At 68.9% G+C, this 25,441-nt stretch carries 25 protein-coding genes; 5 read left to right on the forward strand and 20 right to left on the reverse strand.

The features are described 5' to 3' along the window. Window positions 1-3: 3 nt before the first annotated feature. The 13 genes from I6I07_RS05260 to I6I07_RS05320 form a co-directional block, all read right to left on the reverse strand. Complete coding sequence (locus tag I6I07_RS05260; RefSeq protein WP_081105252.1) at window positions 4-603, reverse strand: ANTAR domain-containing response regulator; 600 nt, start codon at window positions 601-603, stop codon at window positions 4-6. A gap of 29 nt (window positions 604-632) precedes the next feature. Continuing rightward, the gene (locus I6I07_RS05265; RefSeq protein ID WP_061072634.1) at window positions 633-1,787 is read right to left on the reverse strand and encodes a transporter substrate-binding domain-containing protein; all 1,155 of its coding nucleotides are present in this window, start codon (window positions 1,785-1,787) and stop codon (window positions 633-635) included. 91 nt (window positions 1,788-1,878) lie between these two features. Then, a complete protein-coding gene (locus I6I07_RS05270) occupies window positions 1,879-3,639 on the reverse strand; it encodes a nitric oxide reductase activation protein NorD (protein WP_232625899.1) in 1,761 nt (586 codons plus the stop codon). 2 nt (window positions 3,640-3,641) lie between these two features. Continuing rightward, complete coding sequence (locus tag I6I07_RS05275) at window positions 3,642-4,448, reverse strand: CbbQ/NirQ/NorQ/GpvN family protein (protein WP_198485887.1); 807 nt, start codon at window positions 4,446-4,448, stop codon at window positions 3,642-3,644. 61 nt (window positions 4,449-4,509) lie between these two features. Then, entirely contained in the window at window positions 4,510-5,547 is a 1,038-nt protein-coding gene (locus I6I07_RS05280; RefSeq protein WP_061072635.1) for an aliphatic amidase, read from the reverse strand. Between the two features lie 25 nt (window positions 5,548-5,572). After that, window positions 5,573-6,262 carry an urea ABC transporter ATP-binding subunit UrtE gene (urtE, locus tag I6I07_RS05285; protein WP_198485888.1) on the reverse strand — a complete coding sequence of 230 codons (690 nt, stop codon included), beginning with the start codon at window positions 6,260-6,262 and terminating at the stop codon, window positions 5,573-5,575. Between the two features lie 14 nt (window positions 6,263-6,276). Further along, window positions 6,277-7,056, reverse strand: coding sequence for an urea ABC transporter ATP-binding protein UrtD (urtD, locus tag I6I07_RS05290; protein ID WP_081105253.1), 780 nt, complete (start codon window positions 7,054-7,056; stop codon window positions 6,277-6,279). A 14-nt stretch (window positions 7,057-7,070) separates the two neighbouring features. Further along, complete coding sequence (gene urtC, locus I6I07_RS05295) at window positions 7,071-8,117, reverse strand: urea ABC transporter permease subunit UrtC (RefSeq protein WP_198485889.1); 1,047 nt, start codon at window positions 8,115-8,117, stop codon at window positions 7,071-7,073. Window positions 8,118-8,121: 4 nt separating this feature from the next. Further along, the gene (urtB, locus tag I6I07_RS05300; protein ID WP_198485890.1) at window positions 8,122-9,024 is read right to left on the reverse strand and encodes an urea ABC transporter permease subunit UrtB; all 903 of its coding nucleotides are present in this window, start codon (window positions 9,022-9,024) and stop codon (window positions 8,122-8,124) included. Between the two features lie 64 nt (window positions 9,025-9,088). Then, window positions 9,089-10,285, reverse strand: coding sequence for an urea ABC transporter substrate-binding protein (gene urtA, locus I6I07_RS05305; RefSeq protein WP_198485891.1), 1,197 nt, complete (start codon window positions 10,283-10,285; stop codon window positions 9,089-9,091). 358 nt (window positions 10,286-10,643) lie between these two features. Continuing rightward, window positions 10,644-11,189, reverse strand: a complete 546-nt coding sequence (locus I6I07_RS05310) for a hypothetical protein (protein ID WP_198485892.1) — start codon at window positions 11,187-11,189, stop codon at window positions 10,644-10,646. Between the two features lie 59 nt (window positions 11,190-11,248). Next, entirely contained in the window at window positions 11,249-13,456 is a 2,208-nt protein-coding gene (locus I6I07_RS05315) for a TonB-dependent siderophore receptor (protein ID WP_198485893.1), read from the reverse strand. Between the two features lie 88 nt (window positions 13,457-13,544). Continuing rightward, complete coding sequence (locus I6I07_RS05320; protein ID WP_198485894.1) at window positions 13,545-14,471, reverse strand: LysR family transcriptional regulator; 927 nt, start codon at window positions 14,469-14,471, stop codon at window positions 13,545-13,547. 160 nt (window positions 14,472-14,631) lie between these two features. Here I6I07_RS05320 and pcaD point away from each other — a divergent pair, with 160 nt between their 5' ends. Continuing rightward, on the forward strand, window positions 14,632-15,432 hold the full coding sequence (gene pcaD, locus I6I07_RS05325) for a 3-oxoadipate enol-lactonase (protein ID WP_198485895.1): 801 nt from the start codon (window positions 14,632-14,634) through the stop codon (window positions 15,430-15,432). Window positions 15,433-15,470: 38 nt separating this feature from the next. On the opposite strand, the gene I6I07_RS05330 is transcribed toward pcaD, so the two are convergent. Together I6I07_RS05330 and I6I07_RS05335 are read right to left on the reverse strand one after the other, a co-directional pair. Next, window positions 15,471-16,367: a helix-turn-helix transcriptional regulator gene (locus I6I07_RS05330; RefSeq protein ID WP_198485896.1), complete on the reverse strand. Its 897-nt coding sequence runs from the start codon at window positions 16,365-16,367 to the stop codon at window positions 15,471-15,473. 109 nt (window positions 16,368-16,476) lie between these two features. Further along, entirely contained in the window at window positions 16,477-17,379 is a 903-nt protein-coding gene (locus I6I07_RS05335; protein WP_198485897.1) for an NAD(P)/FAD-dependent oxidoreductase, read from the reverse strand. A gap of 122 nt (window positions 17,380-17,501) precedes the next feature. Here I6I07_RS05335 and folB point away from each other — a divergent pair, with 122 nt between their 5' ends. Together folB and ttcA are read left to right on the forward strand one after the other, a co-directional pair. After that, a complete protein-coding gene (folB, locus tag I6I07_RS05340) occupies window positions 17,502-17,861 on the forward strand; it encodes a dihydroneopterin aldolase (RefSeq protein WP_006392515.1) in 360 nt (119 codons plus the stop codon). A 56-nt stretch (window positions 17,862-17,917) separates the two neighbouring features. Beyond that, on the forward strand, window positions 17,918-18,919 hold the full coding sequence (ttcA, locus tag I6I07_RS05345) for a tRNA 2-thiocytidine(32) synthetase TtcA (protein ID WP_420094581.1): 1,002 nt from the start codon (window positions 17,918-17,920) through the stop codon (window positions 18,917-18,919). Window positions 18,920-19,030: 111 nt separating this feature from the next. On the opposite strand, the gene I6I07_RS05350 is transcribed toward ttcA, so the two are convergent. From I6I07_RS05350 to apaG, 5 genes are all read right to left on the reverse strand, one after another. Further along, window positions 19,031-19,987 carry a D-2-hydroxyacid dehydrogenase family protein gene (locus I6I07_RS05350; protein ID WP_198485898.1) on the reverse strand — a complete coding sequence of 319 codons (957 nt, stop codon included), beginning with the start codon at window positions 19,985-19,987 and terminating at the stop codon, window positions 19,031-19,033. Window positions 19,988-20,050: 63 nt separating this feature from the next. Continuing rightward, entirely contained in the window at window positions 20,051-20,854 is an 804-nt protein-coding gene (locus I6I07_RS05355) for a DsbC family protein (RefSeq protein ID WP_198485899.1), read from the reverse strand. Between the two features lie 129 nt (window positions 20,855-20,983). Beyond that, complete coding sequence (locus I6I07_RS05360) at window positions 20,984-22,153, reverse strand: UbiH/UbiF family hydroxylase (RefSeq protein WP_198485900.1); 1,170 nt, start codon at window positions 22,151-22,153, stop codon at window positions 20,984-20,986. Then, window positions 22,150-23,451 (reverse strand): murein transglycosylase A, encoded by a 1,302-nt coding sequence (locus I6I07_RS05365; protein WP_198485901.1) that lies wholly within the window; start codon window positions 23,449-23,451, stop codon window positions 22,150-22,152. Before I6I07_RS05365 ends, I6I07_RS05360 begins: the two co-directional genes overlap by 4 nt. Window positions 23,452-23,492: 41 nt before the next feature. Further along, window positions 23,493-23,867: a Co2+/Mg2+ efflux protein ApaG gene (gene apaG / locus I6I07_RS05370; protein ID WP_198485902.1), complete on the reverse strand. Its 375-nt coding sequence runs from the start codon at window positions 23,865-23,867 to the stop codon at window positions 23,493-23,495. A gap of 45 nt (window positions 23,868-23,912) precedes the next feature. On the opposite strand from apaG, the gene rpe reads away from it, so the two are divergent. After that, the gene (gene rpe, locus I6I07_RS05375; RefSeq protein ID WP_198485903.1) at window positions 23,913-24,632 is read left to right on the forward strand and encodes a ribulose-phosphate 3-epimerase; all 720 of its coding nucleotides are present in this window, start codon (window positions 23,913-23,915) and stop codon (window positions 24,630-24,632) included. A gap of 11 nt (window positions 24,633-24,643) precedes the next feature. Beyond that, window positions 24,644-25,351, forward strand: coding sequence for a phosphoglycolate phosphatase (locus I6I07_RS05380; protein WP_006392507.1), 708 nt, complete (start codon window positions 24,644-24,646; stop codon window positions 25,349-25,351). The last annotated feature ends 90 nt before the right edge of the window (window positions 25,352-25,441 follow it).

A 25,441-nucleotide genomic window follows, 5' to 3' on the forward strand; every position in this document is an offset into this window, starting at 1 on the left:
CCGCTATTTCCCGAGCGACAGGATCTCGTTGGCGTTGACGATGGCGCCGGCGATTTCCTCGGTCGTGACGCGCTTGTTCATGGCCTGTTCGCGGATCAGGTCGTAGGCCTGCCCTTCGGTCACGTTGCGCGTGCGCATCAGGATGCTCTTGGCTTCGGCGATGCGGCGCGCGCCCAGCAGCTTGCCTTCGAGCTTGCGCAGCCGGCGCGCGTGCGAGCGGATGTCGTCATCGACCTGGCGCGCCACCACCAGCGTGGACAAGAGGCCGAACGACCGCACCGGCGACGGCAGCACCGCCTTGGCGCCGATGCGCAGCACCGCTTCGACGATGGTCGGATTCTCATAGGTGACGATGGCGATGACCATCGGCCCGTCGTCGCTCTTGGCCCATTCGAAGCCCAGGTCGATGACGTCCGGCCTCACCGCCAGGAACACCGCGTCCAGCCCCTCGGGCAGGGTCGGCGCGGGCGGCCAGAAGGTCTGCACCTGACAGCCGATGCGCTGCAGCTGCTGCGTCAGCTGCCTGCCGTCGGCATCGTCCGGGTGGTAGACGGCGATGCGCAGAGTGCGCAGGTCTTTCAGCAGGGAAGGCGTCGCGCGCATCACGCGCAGGCGGCTGGCCGGCTCCACCGTCAGATCTCCAGCGAGCTCAGGGTCGCCGTCCAGTCACCCAGCGAATGGGTGACCAGGTACGGGTCGGGATGCACTGCCCGCGTGGCCTCGCGCACGATGGTGAACTGGCCCTTGCCGTTGACCCGCCCCACCCGCGGATAGAGGCAGGTGTGGTGGTTGGTGGGGTCGATGCGCACGCGGCCCTGCGGCGCCTGGAATTCGCTTTGCAGCACCCGCGGCAGGATCTGCGCGATCTCGTCGGTGCCGGTGTCGCGGTAGGCGTTGGCGAAGATGTGCATCTGGAAGTACGCGGCCTCCCAGCACAGGTTGGGCACGCAGTCCTGGCCGAAGCGCCGCCGCAGCCGTTCGAGGCAGCGGTGGTTGACCTCGGAGTCGATCGACTGGAAATACGGCGCCGACGTGAAGTGCCCGGCCGCCACCTCGGGCTCCATCTGCGAGATCTCGGCCTCGGAGGTGGTCAGGCTGGCGATCGGCATGGTCTTGGGATCGAAGCCGGCGTCTGCGTAGGCGCGGTACAGGCAGGCGGTGGAGTTGCCCACCACGGTCGAGAAGATGAAGTCCGGCCGCTTGTTGCGGATGTCGTCGAGGATTTCGCGGTAATCGCGCTCGGTCGCGGTCAGCGGCACGTAGCGCTCGCCCAGCTTGGCGCTGTCCTGGCGCTGCAGCACCAGCTCGCGCATGATGCGGTTGGATTCGTAGGGATAGATGTAGTCCGAGCCGATCAGGTAGACGCGGGCGCCGAAGTTGGCGGTCATGAATTCCGCCAGCTGCACGCTGTTCTGGTTGGGCGCGGCGCCGGTGTAGATGATGTTGTTGGAGAACTCGAAGCCTTCGTACAGCGTCGGGTAGAACAGCAGCCGGTTCCATTTCTCGACCACCGGCAGCACCGCCTTGCGGCTGCTGGACATATAGCAGCCGAAGATGACGTTGACGCGGTCCTGGGTGATCAGCCGTTCGGCCAGCACGCTGTAGGTGGCCGGGTCGGAGCGCGGGTCGTAGCGCACCGGCACGATCTCGCGCCCGTCGACGCCGCCGGCCTCGTTGATCTCGTCGATCGCCAGGAGCGTGCCCTGCAACTGAGAACGGCCTATGGTCGATGTGGCCCCCGTTTCAGAGAACAACACGCCCACGCGGATAGGATCTTTGTTTGCCATGGTCGGAGGAACCGCCGCACAGAGGTCAATCGGTCGAGGGGATCAGTTTCAGCATAGGCGCGCGTGGCGTCAACACGAGGATTCCTGGGGGTCAGCCGAGCGTCGCGCGGCTGTAGCCATGCGCCAGCGCGGCCGGCAGCGCCGCCGCGTTCAGCACGATGCGGTAGCCGCGGAATCCGAACATCGCCCGCAGCTGCGGTTCGGCGCGGGGGTCCAGCGCCACGCATTGCACCCGCAGGCCGCGGCGGCGCAGCGCCAGCACCGCCTCGCGCGCGTCGTCCACCAGGTAGCGCGGGTCGTGCACGTCGATGTCCGATGGCGCGCCGTCGGTGACGACGATGAGGGCGCGCCGCTCGCCCGGCGTGCGCAGCGCCAGCTCGCCGGCATGGCGCAGCGCGGCGCCCAGGCGCGTGGAATAACGGGCCCGGGCCGCCGCGATGCGGCCCAGCGCTGCGCCCGTGGGCGCGGCGCCGGCATCCAGCAGGCGGTAGTAGTGCACGGCGGCGCGCGTGTCCGAGCAGAAGCCATGCACCGCAATGCGGTCGCCGTGCCCGGCCACGGCGCCCACCAGCAGCGCGGCCGCGCGCTTCTCCAGATCGAGCACCGTGGCGCCATCCCGCGGCGCGGGGTCGTTGGCCGAGGCCGACAGGTCCAGCAGCACCAGCGTGCTGCAGACGCCGGGCTGGCTGCCCGGCCGCTGGAAGAAACGCGCGTCCGGCGCCAGGTCCAGGCGGCGGTCGATCATGACTTCGATGGCCGCGTTCAGGTCGATGTCATCGCCCTCCCATTGGCGCCGCAGGCGCCGCGCCCGGTCCAGGCGACGCGAGCGCGGCAGCACCAGCCGCTGCTGCCGCAGCCCCGCCAGCAGCGGCGCATCGGCGCGCCAGCCGGGCAGGCGTTCGATCACGGTGCACCAGTCCGGCCGGCTGCGCGCCAGCCGGTAGTCCCATTCGGGATAGCCGTAGCGGCCCAGTTCGACGTCTTCGTCCGACGCCGCCTGGGCATCGCCGGGCGCCGCCTCGCGCGCCTGCGGCGCCGCGCCCTGGCTGCCCAGGGCCAGCGCGAGCGGCGGCTCCGCGGCCTCGCCGTAGTCCCACAGGTAGCTGTTGTCGTCACGGTAGGCCACCGGCACCAGGTACTGCAGCGGATTGAAGCGCACCCGCATCTGCCCCAGGTCGTTGGCCAGCAACGAGGCCAGCCGGCGGAACGCGGCGATATCGGCCAGGTCGGCGGCGGCCTGCGCCTCGAACAGGTCGCGCGCCTTGTTGACCCAATGGTTGTCGTCGCGCAGCGCGGGATCCATCAGCAGGCGGCACAGGCGCTGCACCAGCGCGGTGAAGCTCAGGTCGGCCGGATCGGGCGGCGGCGGGACGAACGGACGGAACCAGCGCCGCACGCCGGGGTATAGGTTCGCCAGCACGCGCTCCACGCGCGCGTCCTCGATGGCGGACACCACCGCCAGGCCCATCGGCTTGAGGCTGGCGACCGGTTGGGCCATGGGCGAATACAGCAGGTGCGCGGCCGCGTGCGCCACGGCGGCGCGGCGCAACGCGGCGGCATCCCGCGCAACGCCGTCCGACGCATCGACGCGCGGCATGGCGGCCGCCGACGTCGCCTCGCCCGCCATTGCTTCGTCCTGCGCGCCCGCAGGCAGCAATAGATGCATGGCCGTCAGCACCGGCCGCGGCGGCGCGCCCGCCGCTTGCGCGTCCATCGACTCCACCACCATGGCGCGCCCGGTCAGGCCGCACAGCAGCCACGACAGCCCCGGCCGGGCAGGGTCCGGCGCGGCCGAACGCACCCGCGCGACCGCCGCGCCCTCTCCTTCCCCCGGCGAATGCAGGCCGCGCATCGTCATTCCAGGTTGGCGTCGATCAACGCCCGCAACGCCGCCGCCATGTCGGGGTCGTCGGTCAGGGCGCGCGTCATGGTCATGTCGCAGCTCTCGGCCGGACTGACACCGTCGCGGATCAGCACGCCGGCATAGATCAGCATGCGGGTCGACACGCCTTCGTCCAGGCCATGGTGCTTGAGCTCGCGCGAACTGTGCGCGATGCGCACCAGCCGGCGCGCCAGGTCGGCGTCGATGCCGGCCTCGTGCGCCACGATCGCGGCTTCATGCCCGGCGTCGGGATAGTCGAAATCCAGCGCGACGAAACGCTGGCGCGTGGACGGCTTGAGGTCCTTGGCGCTGCTCTGGTAGCCGGGGTTGTACGACACCACCAGCTGGAAATCGGGATGCGCATGGACCACCTCGCCCTTCTTGTCCAGCGGCAGGATGCGGCGCGCGTCGGTCAGCGGATGGATCACCACCGTGGTGTCCTGGCGCGCCTCGACCACTTCGTCCAGGTAGCAGATGCCGCCGTGGCGCACCGCCAGCGTCAGCGGGCCGTCGTGCCAGGCGGTGCCATCGGCATCCAGCAGGTAGCGGCCCACCAGGTCGGAAGCCGTCATGTCCTCGTTGCAGGCCAGCGTCACCAGCGGCCGGCCGAGCTTCCAGGCCATGTATTCCACGAAGCGCGTCTTGCCGCAGCCGGTGGGGCCCTTCAGGATCAGCGGCAGCCGGTGCGCATAGGCATGCGCGTACAGCTCGGCCTCGCGGCCGCTGGGACGGTAATAGGGTTCTTGCGCAATCCGGTAGGAGTCGAGCGGAGCGGCCACGGCGTGGATCCTGTGCAGCGGTCCGGCCGGCGCGCGGCCGGACCTGGCGAACGAAAGGGAACTAGCGGTGTTGCGGCGCCTCGTTGGGGATGCCGTCGATCGGGCATTCCGGCGTGCCCACGGTCGAGCGCGTGAACGACTCGACCTGCTTGCGCGTGCCTTCCGGATCGTTGATCCAGTTGGCGTAGAAGTTGTAGGGGCAGGCGGCGACGCCGGTGGCCTCCTCGCCGGAATTGATCTTGCCGGTGTAGCCGCGATGCACCAGCTTGAAAAGGTGGTTCTGCGACTGCATGTTCTTGCGCGCGTCGCGGATCAGGCTGGTGGAAAGCTCGGCGTACTGGATGCCCATTTCCTCCTCGCCGCATTCGCCCAGCGTGCGGCCGTCGAAGCCGATGATGGCGGAGTGGCCGAAGTAGGAATAGACGCCGTCGAAGCCGGCCGCGTTGGCCACCGCCACGTAGACGTTGTTCATCCACGCCATGGCCTTGGACACCATCACCTGCTGGTCCTTGGCCGGGTACATGTAGCCCTGGCAGCGCACGATCAGCTCGGCGCCGCGCATGGCGCAGTCGCGCCAGATCTCGGGATAGTTGCCGTCATCGCAGATGATGAGGCTGATCTTCAGTCCCTTGGGGCCGTCCGACACGTAGGTGCAGTCGCCCGGATACCAGCCCTCGATCGGCACCCACGGCATGATCTTGCGGTACTTCTGCACGATCTCGCCCTGGTTGTTCATCAGGATCAGCGTGTTGTAGGGCGCCTTGTTGGGATGCTCCTCGTGGCGCTCGCCGGTCAGCGAGAACACGCCCCAGACGTTGGCGCGGCGGCAGGCCTCGGCGAACACGGCGGTCTCCTCGCCGGGAATGGCCGAGGCGGTGTCGTACATCTCCTTGGCGTCGTACATGATGCCGTGGGTCGAGTACTCGGGGAAGATGACCAGGTCCATGCCGGGCAGGCCGCGCTTCATGCCCACCACCATGTCGGCGATCTTGCGGGCGTTGTCCATCACCTCGGCCTTGGTGTGCAGGCGCGGCATCTTGTAGTTCACGACGGCCACGCCCACGCAATCGTTGCTGCTGGAGATATCTCCGTGTCTCATGACAATGCTCCTCGTTGGTTGACGGTCATACCGTCAGGAAAGACCTGATCTTGTCCTGGTCCACGCCGGCCCGGCCGGCCTCGTGCACGATGCGGCCCCGGTCGATGACCAGGAAGCGGTCGGCCAGGTCCAGCGCGAAACCCAGCATCTGTTCGGAGACGACGATGGCGAAGCCGCGCTCTTGCCGCAGCGCGTTCAGCGCCCGCGCGATGTCCTTGATGATGGAAGGCTGGATGCCCTCGGTGGGTTCGTCCAGGATCAGCACCCGCGGATTGGAGATCAGCGCGCGGGCGATCGCCAGTTGCTGCTGTTGCCCGCCCGACAGGTTGCCGCCCTTGCGCCGGCTCATCTCCTGCAGCACCGGAAAGAAGCGGTACAGGTAGTCCGGCACCGCCTTCAGGCCGCTGCGCTCGGCGCCGGTCATGATGTTCTGCTCGACCGTCAGGAACGGGAAGATCATGCGGCCCTGCGGCACGAAGGCCAGCCCGTTGCGCACCCGCTGGTAGCTCTCCAGTCCGGCCAGCTCGGCGTCGTCGAGCCGGATGCTGCCCGAGCCGGAGCGCAGCATGCCGATGAGCGCCTTGAGCAAGGTGGTCTTGCCCATGCCGTTGCGGCCCATGATGGCCACCGATTCGCCCGGCGCCACCTCGAAGCTGACGTCGCGAATGACGTGCGATTCGCCGTAGCTCACATTCAACCTGTCGATGCGGAACATTGGGGGCCTCCCTGTCAATGGCCGAGGTATACGTCGAGCACGCGCGGATCGGCCTGCACCTCGGCCACGCTGCCCTCGCTCAGCAGGCGGCCCTGGTGCAGCACGGTGACCTTGTGGGCGATGCGCTTGACGAAGTCCATGTCATGCTCGATCACCACCACCGACTTGCCGCGCGCGATGCGCGCCAGCAGCTCGGCGGTCTGTTCGCGTTCGCGCGGGCTCATGCCGGCCACCGGTTCATCCAGCAGCAACAGGCGCGGCTCCTGCATCAGAAGCATGCCGATCTCCAGCCACTGCTTCTGGCCGTGGCTCAGGCGCCCGGCCTTTTCCGCCAGCCGGTCGGCCAGGAACACCTGCGCCGCCATCGCCTCGATGCGCGCGCGCACCTCGCCGGTGCGGCGAAAGCGCAACGACCGGATCACGCCGTGCGCGTTCGGCAGCGAGATCTCGAAGTTCTCCAGCACCGTCAGGTCTTCGTACACCGACGGCGTCTGGAACTTGCGGCCGACTCCGGCGCGCACGATGTCGAACTCGGCCATGCGCACCAGGTCGCGGCCCTCGAACATGACCCGACCGGCGGACGGCCGGGTCTTGCCGCAGATGATGTCCAGCAGCGTGGTCTTGCCGGCGCCGTTGGGGCCGATGATGACGCGCAGCTCGTCCTGCGCCACGCTCAGGCTCAGGCCGTCGACGGCGCGAAAGCCGTCGAACGACACGGTCAGATCCTCGACGCTCAGGATGGCGCCGGCGCTCGGGCGGTCGATGCGCATGTCCATGGCGGGCGACTCCGTCATATCCAGGGCGGTGCTCATCGCGCCCCTCCGGCGGCGCGGCGCGCCTGCAACTGGCTGACCACCCCGGCCAGGCCATTGGGCATCGCCACCACCACCACGATGAAGATGGCGCCCAGGAAGTACAGCCAGATCTCGGGGAACGTCTCGGACAGATAGGATTTGAGAAAGCCGATCAGCAGCGCGCCGACCACGGCGCCCGGGATCGACAGCCGGCCGCCGACCGCCGCATAGATCACCATCTCGATCGACGCCACCACGCCGATGGCCCCCGGCGAGATCAGCCCCACCTGCAAGGTGAAGAACGCGCCGCCGATGGACGACAGCACCGCCGCCACGCAGAACACGCAGGCCTTCACGTGCGCCGTGTCGTAGCCCGAGAAGCGCACTCGGTCCTCGCGGTCGCGGATGGCGATGAGGATCTTGCCGAGCCGGCTGCGCACGATCGCCAGCGCCGCCAGCATGGCCAGCGTCAGGGCCGCCGCCTCGATCAGGTACAGCACCAGCTTGCCGTCGTCGCCGACGATGTCCCAGCCCAGCAGCGTGCGGAAATCGGTGATGCCGTTGGCGCCGCCGGTGTCGCCCTGCTGGCCGATGATCAGCACCGTCAGCGTCATAGCCAGCGCCAGCGTCACGATGGCGAAGTACACGCCGCTGACCCGCTTGCGGAAGATCGCCAGCGAGAACAGGTACGCCGCCAGCCCGGGCAAGGCCACGATCAGCAGCAGCGTCCAGCCCAGCGAATGGAACGGCAGCCACCACACCGGCAGGCTGTCGACGCTGCTCCACACCATGAAATCGGGCAGGTCGGGCGCGGACGCTTCCAGCTTCAGGAACATGGCCATCATGTAGCCGCCCAGGCCGAAGAAGATGCCCTGCCCCAGGCTCAGCACGCCGCTGTAGCCCCAGGTCAGCACGATGCCGATGGCGACGAAGGCGAACGCCATGTACTTGCCGACCAGGTTGAGCCGGAACGGATCCAGCGTCAGCGGCAACACGGCCAGGATCAGCAGCGCCACCAGCGCCAGCGCGATCTCTTCGGTCCTGCGGTGCAATGCCTTCATCGCGTCATCCTCGCGTCTTGGTGGCGAACAGCCCGTTGGGGCGGAAGTACAGCACCACGATCACCAGCACCAGGATGGTGACCTTGGCCATCGAGCCGCTCATCAGGTATTCCAGCGTGGTCTGCGACTGCGCGATCGCCAGCCCCGAGAACGCCGTGCCCAGCAGGCTCTGCACGCCGCCGAACACCACCACGATGAAGGAATCGACGATGTACAGCTGACCCGTGCCGGGGTTGGTCGAGCCGATCATGGTGAAGACGCAGCCCGCGATGCCGGCCAGGCCCGAGCCCAGCGCGAACGTCAGCGCGTCGACCCGCCGCGTGTTGATGCCGACGGCCCCCGCCATGGCGCGGTTCTGCGTCACCGCGCGCACCCGCAGGCCCCAGGCGCTGCGGTACAGCAGCAGGTAGACGCCGATCGCCACCAGCAGCGTCAGGCCCAGGATGAAGATGCGGTTCAGCGGAAACTGCAGGTCGGGCGTGGGTTCCCACGCCCCGCTCAGCCACGACGCCAGCGGCACGCTGACCTCCTGCGCGCCGAAGATCGAGCGGTAGGCCTGCTGCAGGATCAGGCTCAGGCCCCAGGTCGCCAGCAGCGTGTCCAGCGGCCGGTTGTAGAACCAGCGGATGAAGCCGCGCTCCAGCAGGTAGCCGAATGCCGAGGTCACCAGGAACGCCAGCGGAATCGCCACGAACAGATAGATGTCCATCCACCCCGGCGCCCAGTGCTGGAACGCCACCGACACCAGGTAGGTGGTGTAGGCGCCCATGGCCATCAGCTCGCCGTGCGCCATGTTGATGACGCCCATCAGGCCGAACACCACGGCCAGGCCGATCGCCATCAGCAGCAGAATGCTGAACAGGCTGATCCCGTTGAAAAGCTGCATTGCGGCGATGTCGATGTTCATGATCGCGTTCCATGTCGCGTTGCCACCGCCGGCGGCGCGGCCGCCGGCGTCCTGCGGGCCCGGCCTACAGCTTCGGGAAGGGATTGGGTTCGATCAGGTCGGCCGATTCCCACACCACGTCGAACTGGCCGTCGGGCCGCGCGCGGCCCACCCGCACCTTCTTCCAGACGTGGTGGTTCTTCTCGTGCACCCGCACCGTGCCCTCGGGCGCCTCCAGCGTCAGGCCGGCCGAGGCCGCGATGACCTTGTCGGGATCGAACGAACCGGCCTTCTCCACGCCCAGCTTCCACAGGTAGACGCTGTTGTAGGCCACCTCCATCGGATCGCCGATGACGCGGTCCTGCCCGTACCTGGCCTTGAAGTCCTTGACGAATTTCTCGTTGGCCGGATTCTTCAGGCTCTGGAAATAGCCCATGCAGGCGTAGTAGCCGGCCGCGTTGTCCTTGCCGATGCCCTCGATCTCGTTCTCGGACACCACGGTGGACAGCAGCACCACGCGAGTGCCGTCCAGTCCCGCCGCGCGCAGCTGCTTGTAGAAGGCCACGTTGGAGCCGCCCACCACCGTGCTGTAGATGCACTCCGGCTTGGCGGCCTTGATCTTGTTGATGATGGACGAGAACTCGGTGTGCCCGAGCGGCGCGTATTCCTCGCCCACCACCTTGGCGCCCATGTGCGCGATGGCCGGCTTGGCGATCTTGTTGCAGGTGCGCGGATAGATGTAGTCCGAGCCCACCAGGAAGAAGGTCTTGCCCTTCTCGCGCGCCATCCACTCGACCGCCGCGATCACCGACTGCGTGGCCTCCTGCGACGGGTAGAACACGCGCGCATCCTGCTCCTGCCCTTCGTAGTAGGTCGGGTAGTACAACAGGCCCTTGCTGCGCGCCAGCACCGGCAGCAGCGCCTTGCGCGAGGCCGAGGTGTAGCAGCCGACGATGGCCGCCACCTTGTCGCGGTCCAGCAGCTTGCGCGCCTTCTCGGCGAACACGGCGTTCTCGCTGGCGCCGTCCTCGACCACCGGCTCGATCTTGCGGCCCATCACGCCGCCCGCGGCGTTGATCTCCTCGATCGCCAGTTTCTCGGCGTCCACCAGCGACGCCTCGGCGATGGCGATGGTGCCCGACAGCGAATGCAGCAGGCCAAGTTTCACGGTGGCGTCCTGCGCGAACGCGGCGCGGGGCAATGCGGCCATCCCCGACGTGGCGCCCAGCAGGACCATGGAACCACTGTGCTGCAAAAAGCGGCGGCGGTTGTATGCGCTCATCGATACGCTCCTGTGCGTTTCCGAAGGCAAGCCTGCGGCCTGGCCGCCCGGGATTGGGCGGTCACCAGAGGCAGCCACATCACGACGACAACCGTCCGACCGTCATGCACCTTGCTTCGGGCAAAGCTCCGCCCACGGCGCGTCGTTGCGCCATTCGAAAGAAGACGATGTGCAAACGGAAAACGAAAAGGCCCGAGCCGGAAACTCCGGCTCGGGCCTTTTTGCCCCACGCCTGACTGGCAACACTGGCAGTCGGCGAAAATTGGAAGACGATCTTGCGTCTGGAAGGCATTCTGAAGAAGCGCACGGCCTCATGCCATGCGTATTTTCCCTTACCGGACGCGGCCTCGCCGCCGGACTAGGGCATACGGCGGATCACGCTATTGGCGTACATCGGCCCCTGCACGTGGTGGCCGGTGACGACGTTGGTCTGGTAGCGCTGCACCACGCCTTCGAGCGATTGCGGATCGAGCAGCGCGCGCATCGTCGCGAAGCCGGCCGAGTCCACCCGCGCGGGCGCCTTGCCCTTGGGATAGAGACGGCGCTTGCCCTCGTCCATCGGCGCCTGCAGCACGCCGCCGCTGGCGATCAAGTCCAGCACCAGCTTGCCATCGCGCAAGCGCGCCGAACCGTGGGCGCCGAGTTCGGCATCGTCCAGCAGCAGGCTGCCGGTCAGGACGTAATCGCCCGACGGCAGCGGCTGCACGTACAGCCGCAAGGCGTAGGGCGGCTCGCCGTTGCGATCGTCGATGTGCCAGCGGTACTCGCCGGCGGCCCAGGCGGACGCGGCGGGCGCCAACGCCGGAGTGGCGGGCGCCGGCGCGGCGGACTGCGCCATGGCGCCCGCGCACAGCGCCAGCCCCAGGACGGCGGCGCGCAATGGCTGCGACAGGAAAGCGTGCATGGTGTTCTCCTTGTGATGCGTGCCCTGAAGGCACTTGGTTGATGCGTTCCAGGCCGGCGTCAGTACTTGACGCGCATGCTCAGCATGACGCTGCGCGGCTCGCCATAGGCGTTGCCCATGTCGGCGTTGCCCAGGCGCTGGTAATAGACCTTGTCGAACAGGTTGTTGACGTTCAGCCCCAGCGAGACGTGCTCGTTGACGCGGTAGCCGACGCGCGCGTTCCAGATCGCGTAGCCGCCTTGCGACACGCGCACGGAACTGCCGCTGACCGGCCCCTGCGCCGCGCTTTCGGTGTAGATGCCGCTCTTGACGTTGACGCCGCCGCCCACGCTCCAGCGGTTCCATTGGCCCGGCAGCTGATAGGTGGTCCACAGCTGGAAGATGTGCCGGGGCGTGAAGGTGCGGAAGACCGCGCCGCCGTTGGCGTTGTCCTTCAGGTAGCGCGTGGTGTTGAAGGTGTAGCCCCCCGCCACTTCCCAGCCCGGCGCGAGCCGCCCCGACACCTCGGTCTCGAAGCCCTGGCTGCGCACCTGGCCGCTGGCCTCGTAGCAGCAATCGCCGACCTCGGGGTAGTTCGGGTCGCGCTGCGCGCGGTTGCGTTCGGTGATGCGGAACAGCGCGAACGAGGCGTTCAGCTTGCCGTCCAGCCATTCGCTTTTCAGGCCCGCCTCGTAGTTGGAACCGACCACCGGCGGCAGCGATCCGCCGCTGGCCGAACGCAGGTCGCTCTGCACGCGGAAGATGTCGGCGTAGCTGGCGTAGGCGGTCCAGTGGCTGTCGATGTCGTAGACCAGACCGGCATACGGCGTCATGCGGCCATGCTCGCTGATGGCCGGGTCGCCGCGGCCGCTGATCAGGTTGGTGCTCTGCGTGCGCCACCAGCTCATGCGCGAGCCCAGCACCAGCGTCAGCGGGTCGGCGACCTTCAGGCGCGCCATCGCGTAGATGCCCGACTGGCGCGTCTTGACGTCGCTCTTGCTGCCCCATTGCGGATCGGCCGGCTCCGGATAGTCGTGCACGTCGTAATGGAAGACGTCCACCGGCCGCGCCGCGAAGCCCGGCAGCGAATAGGCGTTGTAGGCGCGCGCGCTGCGGTCGTACCAGTTGCCGCCGAACACCAGTTCGTGGCGGCGTCCCAGCGCCTCGAACGCGCCGGTCACCATCAGGTCCACGCCCAGCTGTTCATTGCGGTACTGGTTGCCGCCGCCGTACAGGCGCGGCCCCAGGCCGGTCTGGCGATCGACGGCGCCGCGCACGTAGGCGTACTTGAGCTTGCTGGTCTCCTCGGCCTGGTTGACGTTGAGCTTGACGGTCCAGTCCGACGAGAACTGGTGCGCCAGCTCGGCGAACACCTGCGTGTTCTCGAAGTCCCAGCGGTTCCAGTCGGCGCCCAGATACGTGCCGCGCGTCAGCCCGAGATCGCCGCCGTCCTTGTAGCGCGGCAGCTGCATCATGTAGGGCAGCCAGTCGCGCTTCTGGTAGCTGCCGCCCACGGTCAGCAGCGTGCGCTCGCCCAGGTCGGCCTCGACGATGCCGTAGTAGGCCTGCTTCCGCGAATTGGCCACGTCGTAGAAATACTTGCGGTCTTCCTGCGCGGTGGCGATGCGGCCGCGCACCGAGCCCGACGCGTTCAGCGGCGTCGACAGGTCGAGTTCGCCGCGATAGTTGTCCCACGATCCGGCGCTGGCCGAGCCGCTGAATTGCAGCTCGCGCGCGGGACGCTTGCGCACCAGGTTGATGACGCCGCCCGGCTGGCCCGCGCCGTTGAACAGGCCCGCCGCGCCGCGCAGCAGCTCGACGTGGTCGAACATGAACAGGTCGGGCTGCGCCCACGACGCGCCGCCGGTCTGCATCGGCACGCCGTCGTATTGGAAATACTCGATCTGGAAGCCGCGCGAATAGAACTGCGGGACCGCGGCGGTGCCCATCAGGTCGATGGTGATGCCCGGCGTCTGCGCCATGGCGTCCTCCAGCGACGCCAGGTTCTGGTCCTCGATGCGCTGGCGCGTGATGACGGAGACCGACTGCGGGATCTCGCGCAGCGACAGCGGCAGCTTGCCGCCGATGGTGACGCTGGGCGCGGTGTAGGACGCGCTGCCTTCGGTGACGCCGACCTGCTCGCCCCGCACCGTCACCGGCGCCAGCGTGGCCGTCCCGGCCGGCCCAGCCGTTTGCGCACCGGCGTGCGCGCCCGCCGCCAGGCCCATCATCATGGCGCCGCGCCGCAGCCATGCGGCGCGCGTTCCACCTGTCTCGATACCCACCATTGCCTCCGCTTCCAGCCCGTTCAACAAGATTGATAATCATCTTCAACGGCGCCGCGGCGGGCAATGCAAAAGGCTTTCGAATTCCGGATTAAGGCTTTCGTTTTTTCACTGGCGACACCGCCTGGCGGATGGCCGGCGCGTGCGCGCGCAGGGTGTCCCACAGGCGCGCCATGACCGGCCCCTGCGGCCGGTCGGCGCGCCGCGCGGCGGCCAGCGTCTCGGTGCTGCCAGGCAGGTGGCGGTTGGCCAGCGACAGCAGGCGGCCGTCGCGCAATTCATCCTCGACCAGGAAACGCGGCATGTGACCCCAGCCCAGGCCCTGCTGGATGATCTCCTTCTTCATCAGCTGGTCGGCCACGGTGCACTGGCGCGCCCCCTCGACCATGAAGTAGTCGCGCGCCGGCGTGTGGCGGGCGGTGTCGCGCATGACGCATTGGGTGTAGTCGCGCAGGTGCTCGGGCCGCAACGTGCGCGGAGCCGGCGCCAGATAGCCGGGCGCGGCCACCGGCACGAACGGCACGCTGCCCAGTTCCAGCCATTCGATGCGCGCGTCGCCCGGTTCCACTCGATGCAGGATGAGGTCGGCATCGCCATCCAGCAGCCGTTCCCACGGCCCGGTCACGGCCTCGAAGTGCAGGTTCAGGCGCGTGGCCGGCCACTGCGCGAAGAACTGGCCCAACAGCCCCAGCAGCAGCGGGCGCGGACAGAAGTCGCCGATCACCACGTTCAATTCGCTTTCCTGGCCCATCGCCAGTTGCTCGGCATGGGCCCGCAGGCCCGCCAGTTCGCGCAACAGCGCCTGGGCGCGCGCATGGAACGATTGCCCGGCGGCGGTGGGCCGCACCCGGTAGCCGCTGCGGTCCAGCAGCGCCAGGTCCAGTTGCCGTTCCAGCTTGGCCACGGCCGCGAACACCGCGGGGTGCGAGCGATGCAGTGTCTCGGCCGCGGCCTGGAAGCCGCCGGCCCGCACCACCGCGTCAAAGCACTGCAGGTCGTGCAGCGTGAATTCGCTCATGTCAGGTTTTCCTACAGTGACTGTGCAATCTTTGTAATTTCTTTCAGGATGGGCCGCAACTACGATCCGTCTCACGGTCGACACCGTTGCCCGGCCCGGCAGATGAGCGCGACATCGCCCCGAGCCCCGCATCCCCCTCATACATGACAGGACGCTCATCATGCCTACCGACACGACTTTCATCACCACGGGCGACGGCGCCCGCATCGCCTACCGCTGGGACGGCGACGCCGGCCTGCCGGTGCTGGCCCTGTCCAACTCCATCGGCACCACGCTGCGCATGTGGGACGGCCTGGCGCCGGCGCTGGCGCGGCACTTCCGCGTGCTGCGCTTCGACACCCGCGGCCATGGCGATTCCAGCGTGCCGGCCGGCCCCTATTCGCTGGACCGGCTCGGCCGCGACGTGCTGGAGCTGTTCGATGCGCTGGGCGTGGACCGCGCCCACTTCCTCGGCCTGTCGCTGGGCGGCATCATCGGCCAATGGCTGGGCGTGCATGCGCCGGACCGCATCGACCGCCTGATCCTGGCCAACACCTCGCCCTACCTCGGGCCCGCGCCGCAATGGGACGAGCGCATCGCCGCCACCCTGCGGGCGCCGGACATGAAGGCGTCCGCCGAGACCTTCCTGGCGAACTGGTTCCCGGCCGCGATGCTGCAGGCCGGCGGACCGGTCATCGACACGTTCCGCGACATGTTGCTGAACACCGACCGGCACGGCCTGGCGGGCGCGTTCGCGGCGGTGCGCGATGCCGACCTGCGCCGCACCATCGCGTTGATTCCGCGGCCGACGCTGGTGATCGCGGGCCGCGACGACACCGTCACCGCCGCCAGCCACGGCGAACAGATCGCCGCGACCGTGCCCGGCGCGCAATGGCGCCTGCTGGAGGCCGTGCACCTGTCCAACATCGAACGTCCGGAGGAATTCCGCGAGGCGGTGCTGGGGTTCCTGCTGGCGCATTGACGCCCGCGTCCGCCATGTCGGACGGGGCCGGCGCGGGTTCAGCGCAGGCTGCTGGGCGCGGCGCCGAAACGGCGCCGGAAGGCCACCGAGAAATGCGCGGGCGCGTAGCCCACGTGCCAGGCCGCCTCAGACACGCTCAGGCCGCCGTTCAGGATCAGCTCGCGGCCGCGCGTCAGGCGCGTTTCCTGCAGATGGCGCGCCATGCTGACGCCGAAGGCGCGCTTGAACGCCAGGTCCAGCTGACGCGCGTTGAGCCCGAGTTCGCGCGCCAGCGCCGCCGTCGACGGCGCCTCGCGCAGGTCGGCGGCAAGGCGGCGATGCGCCTCGTGCGCCGCGTCCAGTTCGCGGGCCGCGGCCACCGGCGACGCCGCGCGGCCGGCCGGCAACGCCTGCCCGGCCTGGGCCAGGGCCACCGCCGCCAGCTCCAGGCTCTTGGCCGCCAGATACAGCGCGCGCGCCGCGCCCTCGTAGCGGCAGACCCGCACCTGGGCGGCGATGCGCCGCGCCTCGCGGCCCGCCGCGCCATGCCAGACGACCGGGCCGTCGGCGCCCGCGGCGGGGTCCAGGCCGCGCAGGAAATCGGGATCGATGCCCAGCTCGTCGCGCAGTTGCGCCGCCGGCAGCGTGGCCAGCGTGAACTGCTGGTCGACGCCGGCCTCGAACGCGTCCGCGCCGCTGGCCTGCCCCGGCGTCCAGGCCAGGCACAGCACCGGGCCGCGCAGCGCCAGCGGCGGGCGGTCCTCGACCCGGCTGCTGACGCGCCCGTCGAGCAGGATGACCTTGAGGCCGGGGTACAGCGCTTCTTCGCGCCATTCGGTGCGGCCGCGGCGGAACACGCCGGCGCGCAGGCCGCGGCCGTTGGCGAGGTCGAAGGCCGCGTCGACGCGATGGAAATCGGCGGCGGCCGTGGCACGGCCGGCGCGGGAATGGAACATGGGAAACGATCCGGGAGGACCGGACAGGCTTATTTGAGAATAATTATTATTACCCGTGCGCTGCCGGAACTCAAACCGGACAGGTATCCGCCCGCCAACGCGCCCGGCGTTATTCCCCGGCGCGTTCCCAGCGCCGCTGGATCGCCTTGGCGGCCACCACGCCGTCCGCCATCGACGTGACTACGCAGGGATGCATGCGGTGGGCCACCTCGCCGATGGCGTAGATGTCCGGCACGCTGGTCTCGGCGGTGGCGAAATCGGTGCGGATGTAGCCACGCTCGTCGCGCGCCAGCTGCAGGCCGTCGGCAAACGCCGCCTGCGGCTCCCAGCCGTAGAACACCAGGATCAGGTCGTAGCGCTGGCCGTCGACGCTGCGCGTGGCCGGGTCGACCTGGTAGGGGCCGATGCGCACGCCTTCCTTGCCGGCGCGCAGCACCCATTGCTGCTGGGCCCGCACGCTGCGGGCGTACAGATGCACGGCGCGGGCGCCACGGTTGCGCACATAGACGTAGTTCTCGAAGGCGTTGTCGCCCCCGCCCAGCACGGCCACCGACAGGCCGGAGTAATCCTGCGCCACGATCGGCGAACCCGGCCCGATCAGCACCCCCGGCCATTGCGAGCCTGGCGGATGTTCCGGAAAGCCCTTGGCGCGCACGCCCGAGGCGATCACCAGGGTGCGGCCGCGCGCCTGCGATACGTCCCCATTGGCGTCGGCCAGGGTCGCCTCGATGCCGCCCTTGCACGGGCGCACCGCGGTCACCCGGGTGTCCAGGCGCAGCGGCACGCCGGCGGCGCGCACGCTGGTATCGATATTGGCGGCCACCTGCTGGCCGGTCATGCCGGGCAGCACCGCGATCCAGTCATCGGCGAACGGGTTGTCCACGCTCAGGCCGCCCAGGCGGCCGCTGGCCTCGACCAGCAGCGGCGCCAGGCCCAACCGGGCCAGCCAGAGGGCGCAGGAGGCGCCGGCCGGGCCGCCGCCTACAATGACCGCATCGTGCATCTGTTGCATTTCATCCCTTGTTCGCCGTCCCCGCCCTCGCGCGGGCGCCCGGCCATGGCCGAATTGTAGCCAGCGCGCCGGCCCGGTCCGCCGCCGCCTTACAATTCCGGGATTCCACCCAGGTTTTCATCATGCCCACACGCCGCATCATCCTTTCCGGACTCGCGCTCGACGCCCGCATCGGCATCCTCGAACACGAACGCCGCGCCACCCAGCCGCTGCACGTCGATGCCGAGTTCGATGTCGACATCCAGCGCTCGGTCGACGACCACGATATCCACAGCGTGCTGGACTATCGCCGCCTGCGCGAGGCCATCGTCGAGGAATGCACCCAGGCGCACGTGAACCTGATCGAAACCCTGGTGGAACAAGTCGCCGCGCGCCTGTTGGCCGACTTCCATGAAATCCGCTCGCTGCGCCTGCGCATCAGCAAGCCCATGGCCTTTTCCGACTGTGCGGCGGTGGGCGTGGAAATCCAGATCTCGCGTTGACCATGAACGATATCGCCACTCCCCCCGAAGTCCGCTTCCGCACCGAAGCCGAAGAAATCAAGGCCCCCACGCCGCACGCGCAAAGCGCGCTTGCTGCCCCCCAAGGGGGCGTTTTTCCCGTGGGGCGGCCCGACGAGAAAAAAGCCCGCCACGAAGGCAACAAGCTCACCAAGCGCCTGGCGCGCGAGACCACCCGCGCCCTGTCCGACTACAACATGATCGAGGCGGGCGACCGCGTGATGGTGTGCCTGTCGGGCGGCAAGGACTCCTACGCCATGCTGGACATCCTGCTCCAGCTGCAGAAGCGCGCGCCGTTCCCGTTCGAGCTGGTCGCGGTCAACCTCGACCAGAAGCAGCCCGGCTTTCCCGCCGACATCCTGCCGCGCTACCTGACCGAGCTGGGCGTGCCGTTCCACATCGAGACGCAGGACACCTACTCGATCGTCACGCGCGTGCTCGAAGAGGGCAAGACGATGTGCTCGCTCTGTTCGCGCCTGCGCCGCGGCATCCTGTACCGCGTAGCCTCGGAACTGGGCGCCACCAAGATCGCGCTGGGCCATCACCGCGACGACATCCTGGGCACGTTCTTCCTGAACCTGTTCTACGGCGGCAAGGCCAAGGGCATGCCGCCCAAGCTGGTGTCCGACGACGGCCGCCACACGGTCATCCGCCCGCTCGCCTACGTGCCGGAAACCGACCTGATCGCCTACGCCGAACTCAAGCAGTTCCCGATCATTCCCTGCAACCTGTGCGGCTCCCAGGAAAACCTGAAGCGCAAGGAAGTCGGCCGCATGATCAAGGAATGGGACAAGCAGCATCCGGGCCGCTCGTGGAACGTCTTCAACGCGCTGTCGCGCGTGGTGCCGTCGCACCTGATGGACCGCGACCTGTTCGACTTCGTCGGCCTCAAGCCGACCGGCGTGCCCGACGCCAACGGCGACACGGCGTTCGACGCGGTCGATCCGTCGGACGAAGCGGACGAGGCCTGTGGCGATACGCCCGCCACGCCCAACGCGGCCGGCATCGTCGAAAAGAAAGTGACCTTCACGCGCGGCTGACCGCCGCCCCCTCCGCGCGCGGCGCGGACGGCAAAAGGCCCCGATGTTCCGACCCGCGAGGGACGAAGCGCCGGGGCCTTTTCATTGCCGAGCCGCCTCAAGAATGGCGCTTCAGGCGTTCAGCACCCGCACCGGCTGGCCGCCGCGCCAGGCCTTCACGGCCTCCAGCGCGTTGCGGTAGAAGGCCTCGAAGTTCTCGCGGCTGACGTAGCCCAGGTGCGGCGTCAGGATCACGTTGTCCAGGTCGCGCACATTGTCGGTGGGCGACAGCGGCTCTTCCGGATAGACGTCCAGGCCGGCGCCGGCGATGCGGAACTTCACCAGCGCGTCCATCAGCGCCGCCTGGTCCACCAGGCCGGCGCGCGAGGTGTTCACCAGGTAGGCCGTCGGCTTCATCGCGGCCAGCGCCGCGGCGTCGACGATGTGGCGGCTGCGATCGGACAGGATCAGGTGCAGGCTGATGACGTCGGACGTGGCGAACAGCTCGTGCTTGTCGAGCCGCGTGACGCCCGCCTCGGCGGCGCGCTCGTCGGTCAGGTTGGGGCTCCAGGCCACCACGTCCATGCCGAACGCCTGACCGACCTTGGCCACCGCGCTGCCCAGCTTGCCCAGCCCCAGCACGCCCAGCCGCTTGCCGGCCAGCGGCTCGGGCATGGCGGTCTGCCACATGCCGCGGCGCATGGCCGCGTCTTCGGCGGGCAGGTGCTTGAACAGGCCCAGGATGTGGGCCCAGGCCAGTTCGGCGGTGGCGGTGTTGGCGTCGGCGCTGCCGGGCGCGCCGCTGACCACGATGCCCTGCGCGGCGCAGGCCGGCATGTCGATGGCGTTGTTGCGCATGCCGGTGGTGACCAGCAGGCGCAGGTTCGGCAGCGCGCGGATGCGGTCGGCGGGGAACGGCGTGCGCTCGCGCATGGCCACGATCACGTCGAAGGGCTCGAGCGTGGCCAGGACCTGGTCATCGGGAATGAAGTTGTTGAAGATCCGCACTTCGGCGTCGCCGCCCAGGGATCCCCAATCCGCGTAGCGCTTGGCGACGTCGTGGTAATCGTCGAGTATTGCGATTTTCAAGTCTGTCTCCGGGTGGCGTGGCGCTTGCCGCGCCAGCCGCCCGGCCGACGCGACCCGCGCCGGTCAGTTCAATCGGGCCTTGAGCTGGTCCAGCGGCAGCGCGCCGCTGATGCGCGTGCCGTCGGCGAAGAACAAGGTGGGCGTGCCGCGCACCATCAGTTGCTTGCCCAGCGCCAGCAGCTTGTCTTCAGGCACGCTGCAATTGGCGGTGGCCGGCTTCTGGCCGCGCAGCATCCAGTCGTCCCAGGCCTGGCCCGGGTCCTTCGCGCACCAGACGTCGCGCACCTTGACGTTGGAGTCGGGCGACAGGATCGGATACAGGAAGGTGTAGACGGTCAGGTTGTTGACGTCTTCGAGCGTCTTGCGCAACTGCTTGCAGTAGCCGCAGTTGGGGTCCTCGAAGATGGCGACCTTGCGCGAGCCGTCGCCCTTGACCTGCTTGATGGCCAGGTCCAGCGGCAACTGGTCGAACGGGATGGAGCCGAGCTTTTCCTGCGCCTCGCGGGTGACGTCGCGGCGCGTCATGGCGTCGATCAACGGCCCTTCCATGACCCAGGTCACCTTTTCGTCGGTGTACAGCAGGTCCATGCCCAGCTGCACTTCGAACAGACCATAGGGCGTGCGGCGCACGGCGGTCACGTCCATGCCGGTGAAGCGCTGCTTGAAACGGTCCTTGACCGCGTCCGCCACGGGGTCCGCCGGCGCCACCTGGGTGGTGGAATAGCTCTTGCTGCCCTTGCCCGCCTGGCCGACCGTGCTGGTGGACACGGACTTGTCGCCCGTCGCCTGCGCCTGGGCGCCGGCCGACAGGCCCAGGCCCGCGGCCATGAAGCAGGCGGCCAGCGTGGCGGAAAAACGGAAATTCATGGGGACTCCTGTATGTGACGTGTCGCCTTCGTTGGCCGAAAGCGTAACCGATCCGGCGCCATGCCCGGCCCGGCCTCCAGGGAATCAGACCGGCCCAGTGGCGGGCAGGTTCCGCCCCGGAACCGGTCCCTAATTGGTCGATGCCCCGGCGATCAGGCGGCGCTTTACCAGCGGCGCGCGCTCGACCCAGTGCATGCCGGCATTGCGCAGCCAGACCAGCGGCGTGGCGCGCGAGCCGAACAGCTTGTGCAGGCCGTCGGTGGCCAGCCGCAGCGCCAGCACCGGCTCGGCGCGGGCGCGCTGGTAGCGGTGCAGCACGCGCAGGTCGCCGGCCTGGCGGTAGGGTTCGCGTCCGGCCACGGTGCGGGCCAGCGCCTCGACGTCGCCCAGGCCCAGGTTCAGGCCCTGCCCCGCCAGCGGATGCAGGCGGTGCGCGGCGTCGCCGGCCAGCGCGATGCCGGGCGCCACCATCTGGGCGCGTTCCAGCGTCAGCGGGAAACCGTGCAGCTTGCTGCGCACCTTCAGGCGGCCCAGGCGGCCCTGCGCCGCGTGTTCCAGCATCGATTCCAGGCGCGCGGCCTGTTCCTCGGGCGGCAAGGCCAGCAATTCCCGGGCCTGCTCGTTGCGCATGGACCAGACCATCGACACCTGCGGACCATCGGCGGTGTCGGGCAGCGGCAGCAGCGCCAGCACGCCGTCGTCGCGGAACCACTGGAAGGCGGTGCCCTGGTGGGCGCGCTCGGCGTCCAGGTTCACCACCAGCCCGGTGTCGTTGTAGGAGACGGCGTCGTGCTTGAGGCCGGCGGCGGTGCGCAGCGGCGAGGCCGCGCCATCGGCGCCGACGAACAATTCGGCCTGGATGCGGGCGCCGCTCTCGGTGTCCACCGCGCCGGCCTGGTAGCCGGTGCAGCGGTCTTCCAGCCAGGGGATGCCGAACATGCGCACCGCCTGGATCAGCACCCGCTCGATCTCGCCGGACTCGACGATCCAGGCCAGTTGCGGCAGGGCCGCCTGCCAGGCGTTCAGGTGCACCAGGCCGTCGGCGTCGCCATGGATCTCCATGGCCTGCACCGGCGTCAGGCGGGCCGAGGGCATCGCGTCCCATACGCCCAGCTCGGCCAGGAAACGCTGGCTGGCGGGCGAAATGGCGTAGACGCGCGCATGGTAATGGTTGGGATCGGCCGGCGGCACGGTCACGCGCGGCGCCAGCAGGGCCACGCGCTGGCCGCGGCGGGCCAGCGCCAGGGCCGAGGACAGGCCGACGATGCCGGCCCCGCAAACCACGATCTGGTGTGTCATCTTGCGCTCGGCTCCCCGGCCTGTTTCGGCCACAGCAACCACATCTGGCCACGCTGCTTCATGCGTCCGGCCTGCTGGCCGGCCTCGTCGCCGTAGCCCCAGTAGAAGTCGGCGCGCGCCGCGCCGCGGATGGCGGTGCCGGTGTCCTGCGCGAACACCAGGCGCTGCAATGGCCGGTCGGAGGCCGGGAAGGTGGTGGCCAGGAACACCGGCGTGCCCAGCGGCACGAAGCCGGCGTCCACCGCGATGGCGCGTTTCGGCGCCAGGTTGACGCCATAGGCGCCCTTGGGGCCGAGTTCGGGGTCGATCACCGGCTCTTCGCGGAAGAACACCACGGCCGGATTGGCATTGAGCATTTCGGGCACGCGCTTGGGATTGCGCTGCGCCCAGGCGCGGATGTTCTGCATCGAGGCCTGGTCGGCCGACAGCTCGCCCCGGTCCGCCAGCCAGCGGCCGATGGACACGTAGGGCTGGCCGTTGTGGTCGGCGTAGGCCACGCGGATGGTCTTGCCGCTGTCGGGGCCGTCGGTCAGCAGCACGCGGCCCGAGCCCTGCACCTGCAGGAAGAAGTTGTCGACCGGATCATCCACCCACACCACCACCGGCGGGCGGCGGCCGGAGGACTCGATGGCCGCGCGGGTGTCGTAGGGCACCACGCGCTTGCCGTCCAGCTTGCCGCGCACGCGCTTGCCGGCCAGGTCGGGGTAGACCGAGCCCAGGTCGATGGTCAGCAGGTCGGCCGGCACCGCGTACAGCGGCCATTGGTAGTTGCCGCCCTGGCGGCGCGAGCCGCGCACCAGCGGCTCGTAGTAACCGGTGACGGTGTTGGCGGCCGGCTTGCCGTCGGCGGCATTCAGGCGCCACGGCTGCAGGTAGGTCTGCAGGAAGCGGCGCACGCCCTCGGGATCGTTGGCGGCGGGCGCCCGGGCCGAGTCCGCCGCGGCGGCACAGACCGGCTGCCAGGCGCGCGGCGCGGCGCGCGCGGGCGCGGCCAGGTTGCCGCTGGTCGGCCGCATCAGCCCCTTGCAGTTGCGCAGGAACAGGGGCCAGAACTGGGCCAGGTCATCGCTGGTCCAGCCCGGCATCTCGGCCCAGGTGCCGGGCTTGTACTTGCCGGCCAGGGCGCGCGGCGGCGTGTCGGGCAGGGCCGACAGCGACGGCACCACCAGCGGGCCGTCGACGGCCGCGGGGCGCGCGCCGGTGGCGCCGGGTTCGCCGGATTCGGGCGGAATCTCTGAGGTGGTGGTACATGCCGCCAGCAGAACCGACAGCACGGACAGGCTAAGAATGCGCTTCATGAGCAGATGGAAAACCGTACAACGTGTGGCCGCGCCCCGCGTCAGTGCAGGGTGCGCGGCATGACCAGGACGAATTCGGAAATCGGCACTTCGAACGGAATGCCGTTCTCGCCGACGCAATGGTAGGTGCCGCGCATCGTCCCGACCGGCGTGGGCAAGGGACAGCCGCTGGTGTATTCGAAGGTCTCGCCGGGCGCCAGCAGGGGCTGCTGGCCCACGACGCCCAGCCCGCGCACTTCCTGCACGCGCTGGTTGCCATCGGTGATAATCCAGTGGCGGCTGATCACCTGGGCCGGATGCTCACCGGTATTGGTGATGCGGACGGTATAGGCGAACACGAACTGCTGCTCACCCGGATCGGACTGTTCTGGCACGAAGCGCGGCGAGACGGAGACGCTCAGGTCGTAGGGTTTCACAGTCCTTTCCTGTGTGGCACGAGCAAGCTGCAATAATGGCACATTATGCCTTCACCCACCCCGAACACCATGTCTACCACCACCCGCATCACGCCCAGCATCCTGTCCGCCGACTTCGCCCGCCTGGGCGAGGAAGTGCGTGACGTCGTCGCCGCCGGCGCCGACTGGATCCATTTCGATGTGATGGACAACCACTACGTGCCCAACCTGACCATCGGCCCGATGGTCTGCGCGGCGATCCGTCCCCATGTTTCCGTGCCGATCGACGTGCACCTGATGGTCGAACCGGTGGACGCCCTGGTGCCGATGTTCGCCAAGGCCGGCGCCAATTACATCAGCTTCCACCCGGAAGCCAGCCGCCACGTCGACCGCACCCTGTCGCTGATCCGCGAGAACGGCTGTAAGGCCGGCCTGGTGTTCAACCCCGCCACGCCCCTGTCCTACCTGGACCACGTCATGGACAAGGTCGACCTGGTGCTGATCATGTCGGTCAACCCCGGCTTCGGCGGCCAGAGCTTCATCCCCGGCGCGCTGACCAAGCTGCGCGAGGCCCGCGCCCGCATCGACGCCTGGACCCAGGCCGGCGGCCAGGAAATCGTGCTGCAGGTGGACGGCGGCGTGAAGATCGACAACATCGCCGAGATCCGCCGCGCCGGCGCCGACACCTTCGTGGCCGGCTCGGCCATCTTCGGCAAGCCCGACTACCCCGGCATCATCAAGTCCATGCGCGAGCAGATCGCCATCGGCGAAACCACCGCCGTCTGAGGAACCCCGCCATGACTCCCTTTCGCGCCGCGCTGCTGGACCTGGACGGCACCCTGCTCGACTCCATCCCCGACCTGGCCTTCGCGGCCAACGCCATGCGCGTGGAACTCGGCATGATCGCGCTGCGCGAGGATGTCGTGGCCACCTTCGTCGGCAAGGGGGTGGACAACCTGGTGCGCCGCAGCCTGGCCGGCAGCCTGGACGCCGCCGATCCCTCGCCCGAGGACTTCGACCGGGCGCGCGAGGCCTTCTACCGCCACTACCACCTGGTCAACGGCGAACGCGCCCAGGTCTACCCGGGCGTCATCGAGGGCCTCAAGCACATGCGCGAACAGGGCCTGAAGCTGGCCGTGGTCACCAACAAGCCCACCGAATTCACCCTGCCGCTGCTGCAACGCACCGGCCTGGCCGGGTTTTTCGACGCGGTGGTGTGCGGCGACACCTGCGCCCGCCGCAAGCCCGACCCGGACCAGGTGCTGCACGCCTGCGAACTGCTGGGCGTGACGGTGGCCGAGGCCGTCACCATCGGCGACTCCATCAACGACGCCCAGGCCGGCCGCAGCGCCGGCACCCAGGTGCTGGTGGTGCCGTATGGCTACAACGAAGGACGTGACGTGCGCGAGCTCGATGTCGATGGTATAGTGGACACGCTCGTCAACGCCGCCCAGTGGGTGGAGCTCTGGAATCAGAACCAGAACGCCGCGAAAGCCCAGGCCTGAAGCCGGGGTCCACGCCTTTGACGGCATACCTGACTATCGAACCGATATCTCCCTGATGAACGTTTCCATCCAGAACCAAATGCTCGGCGC

The organism is Achromobacter deleyi (assembly GCF_016127315.1).
GTDB classification, from domain to species: Bacteria; Pseudomonadota; Gammaproteobacteria; order Burkholderiales; family Burkholderiaceae_B; genus Achromobacter; species Achromobacter insuavis_A.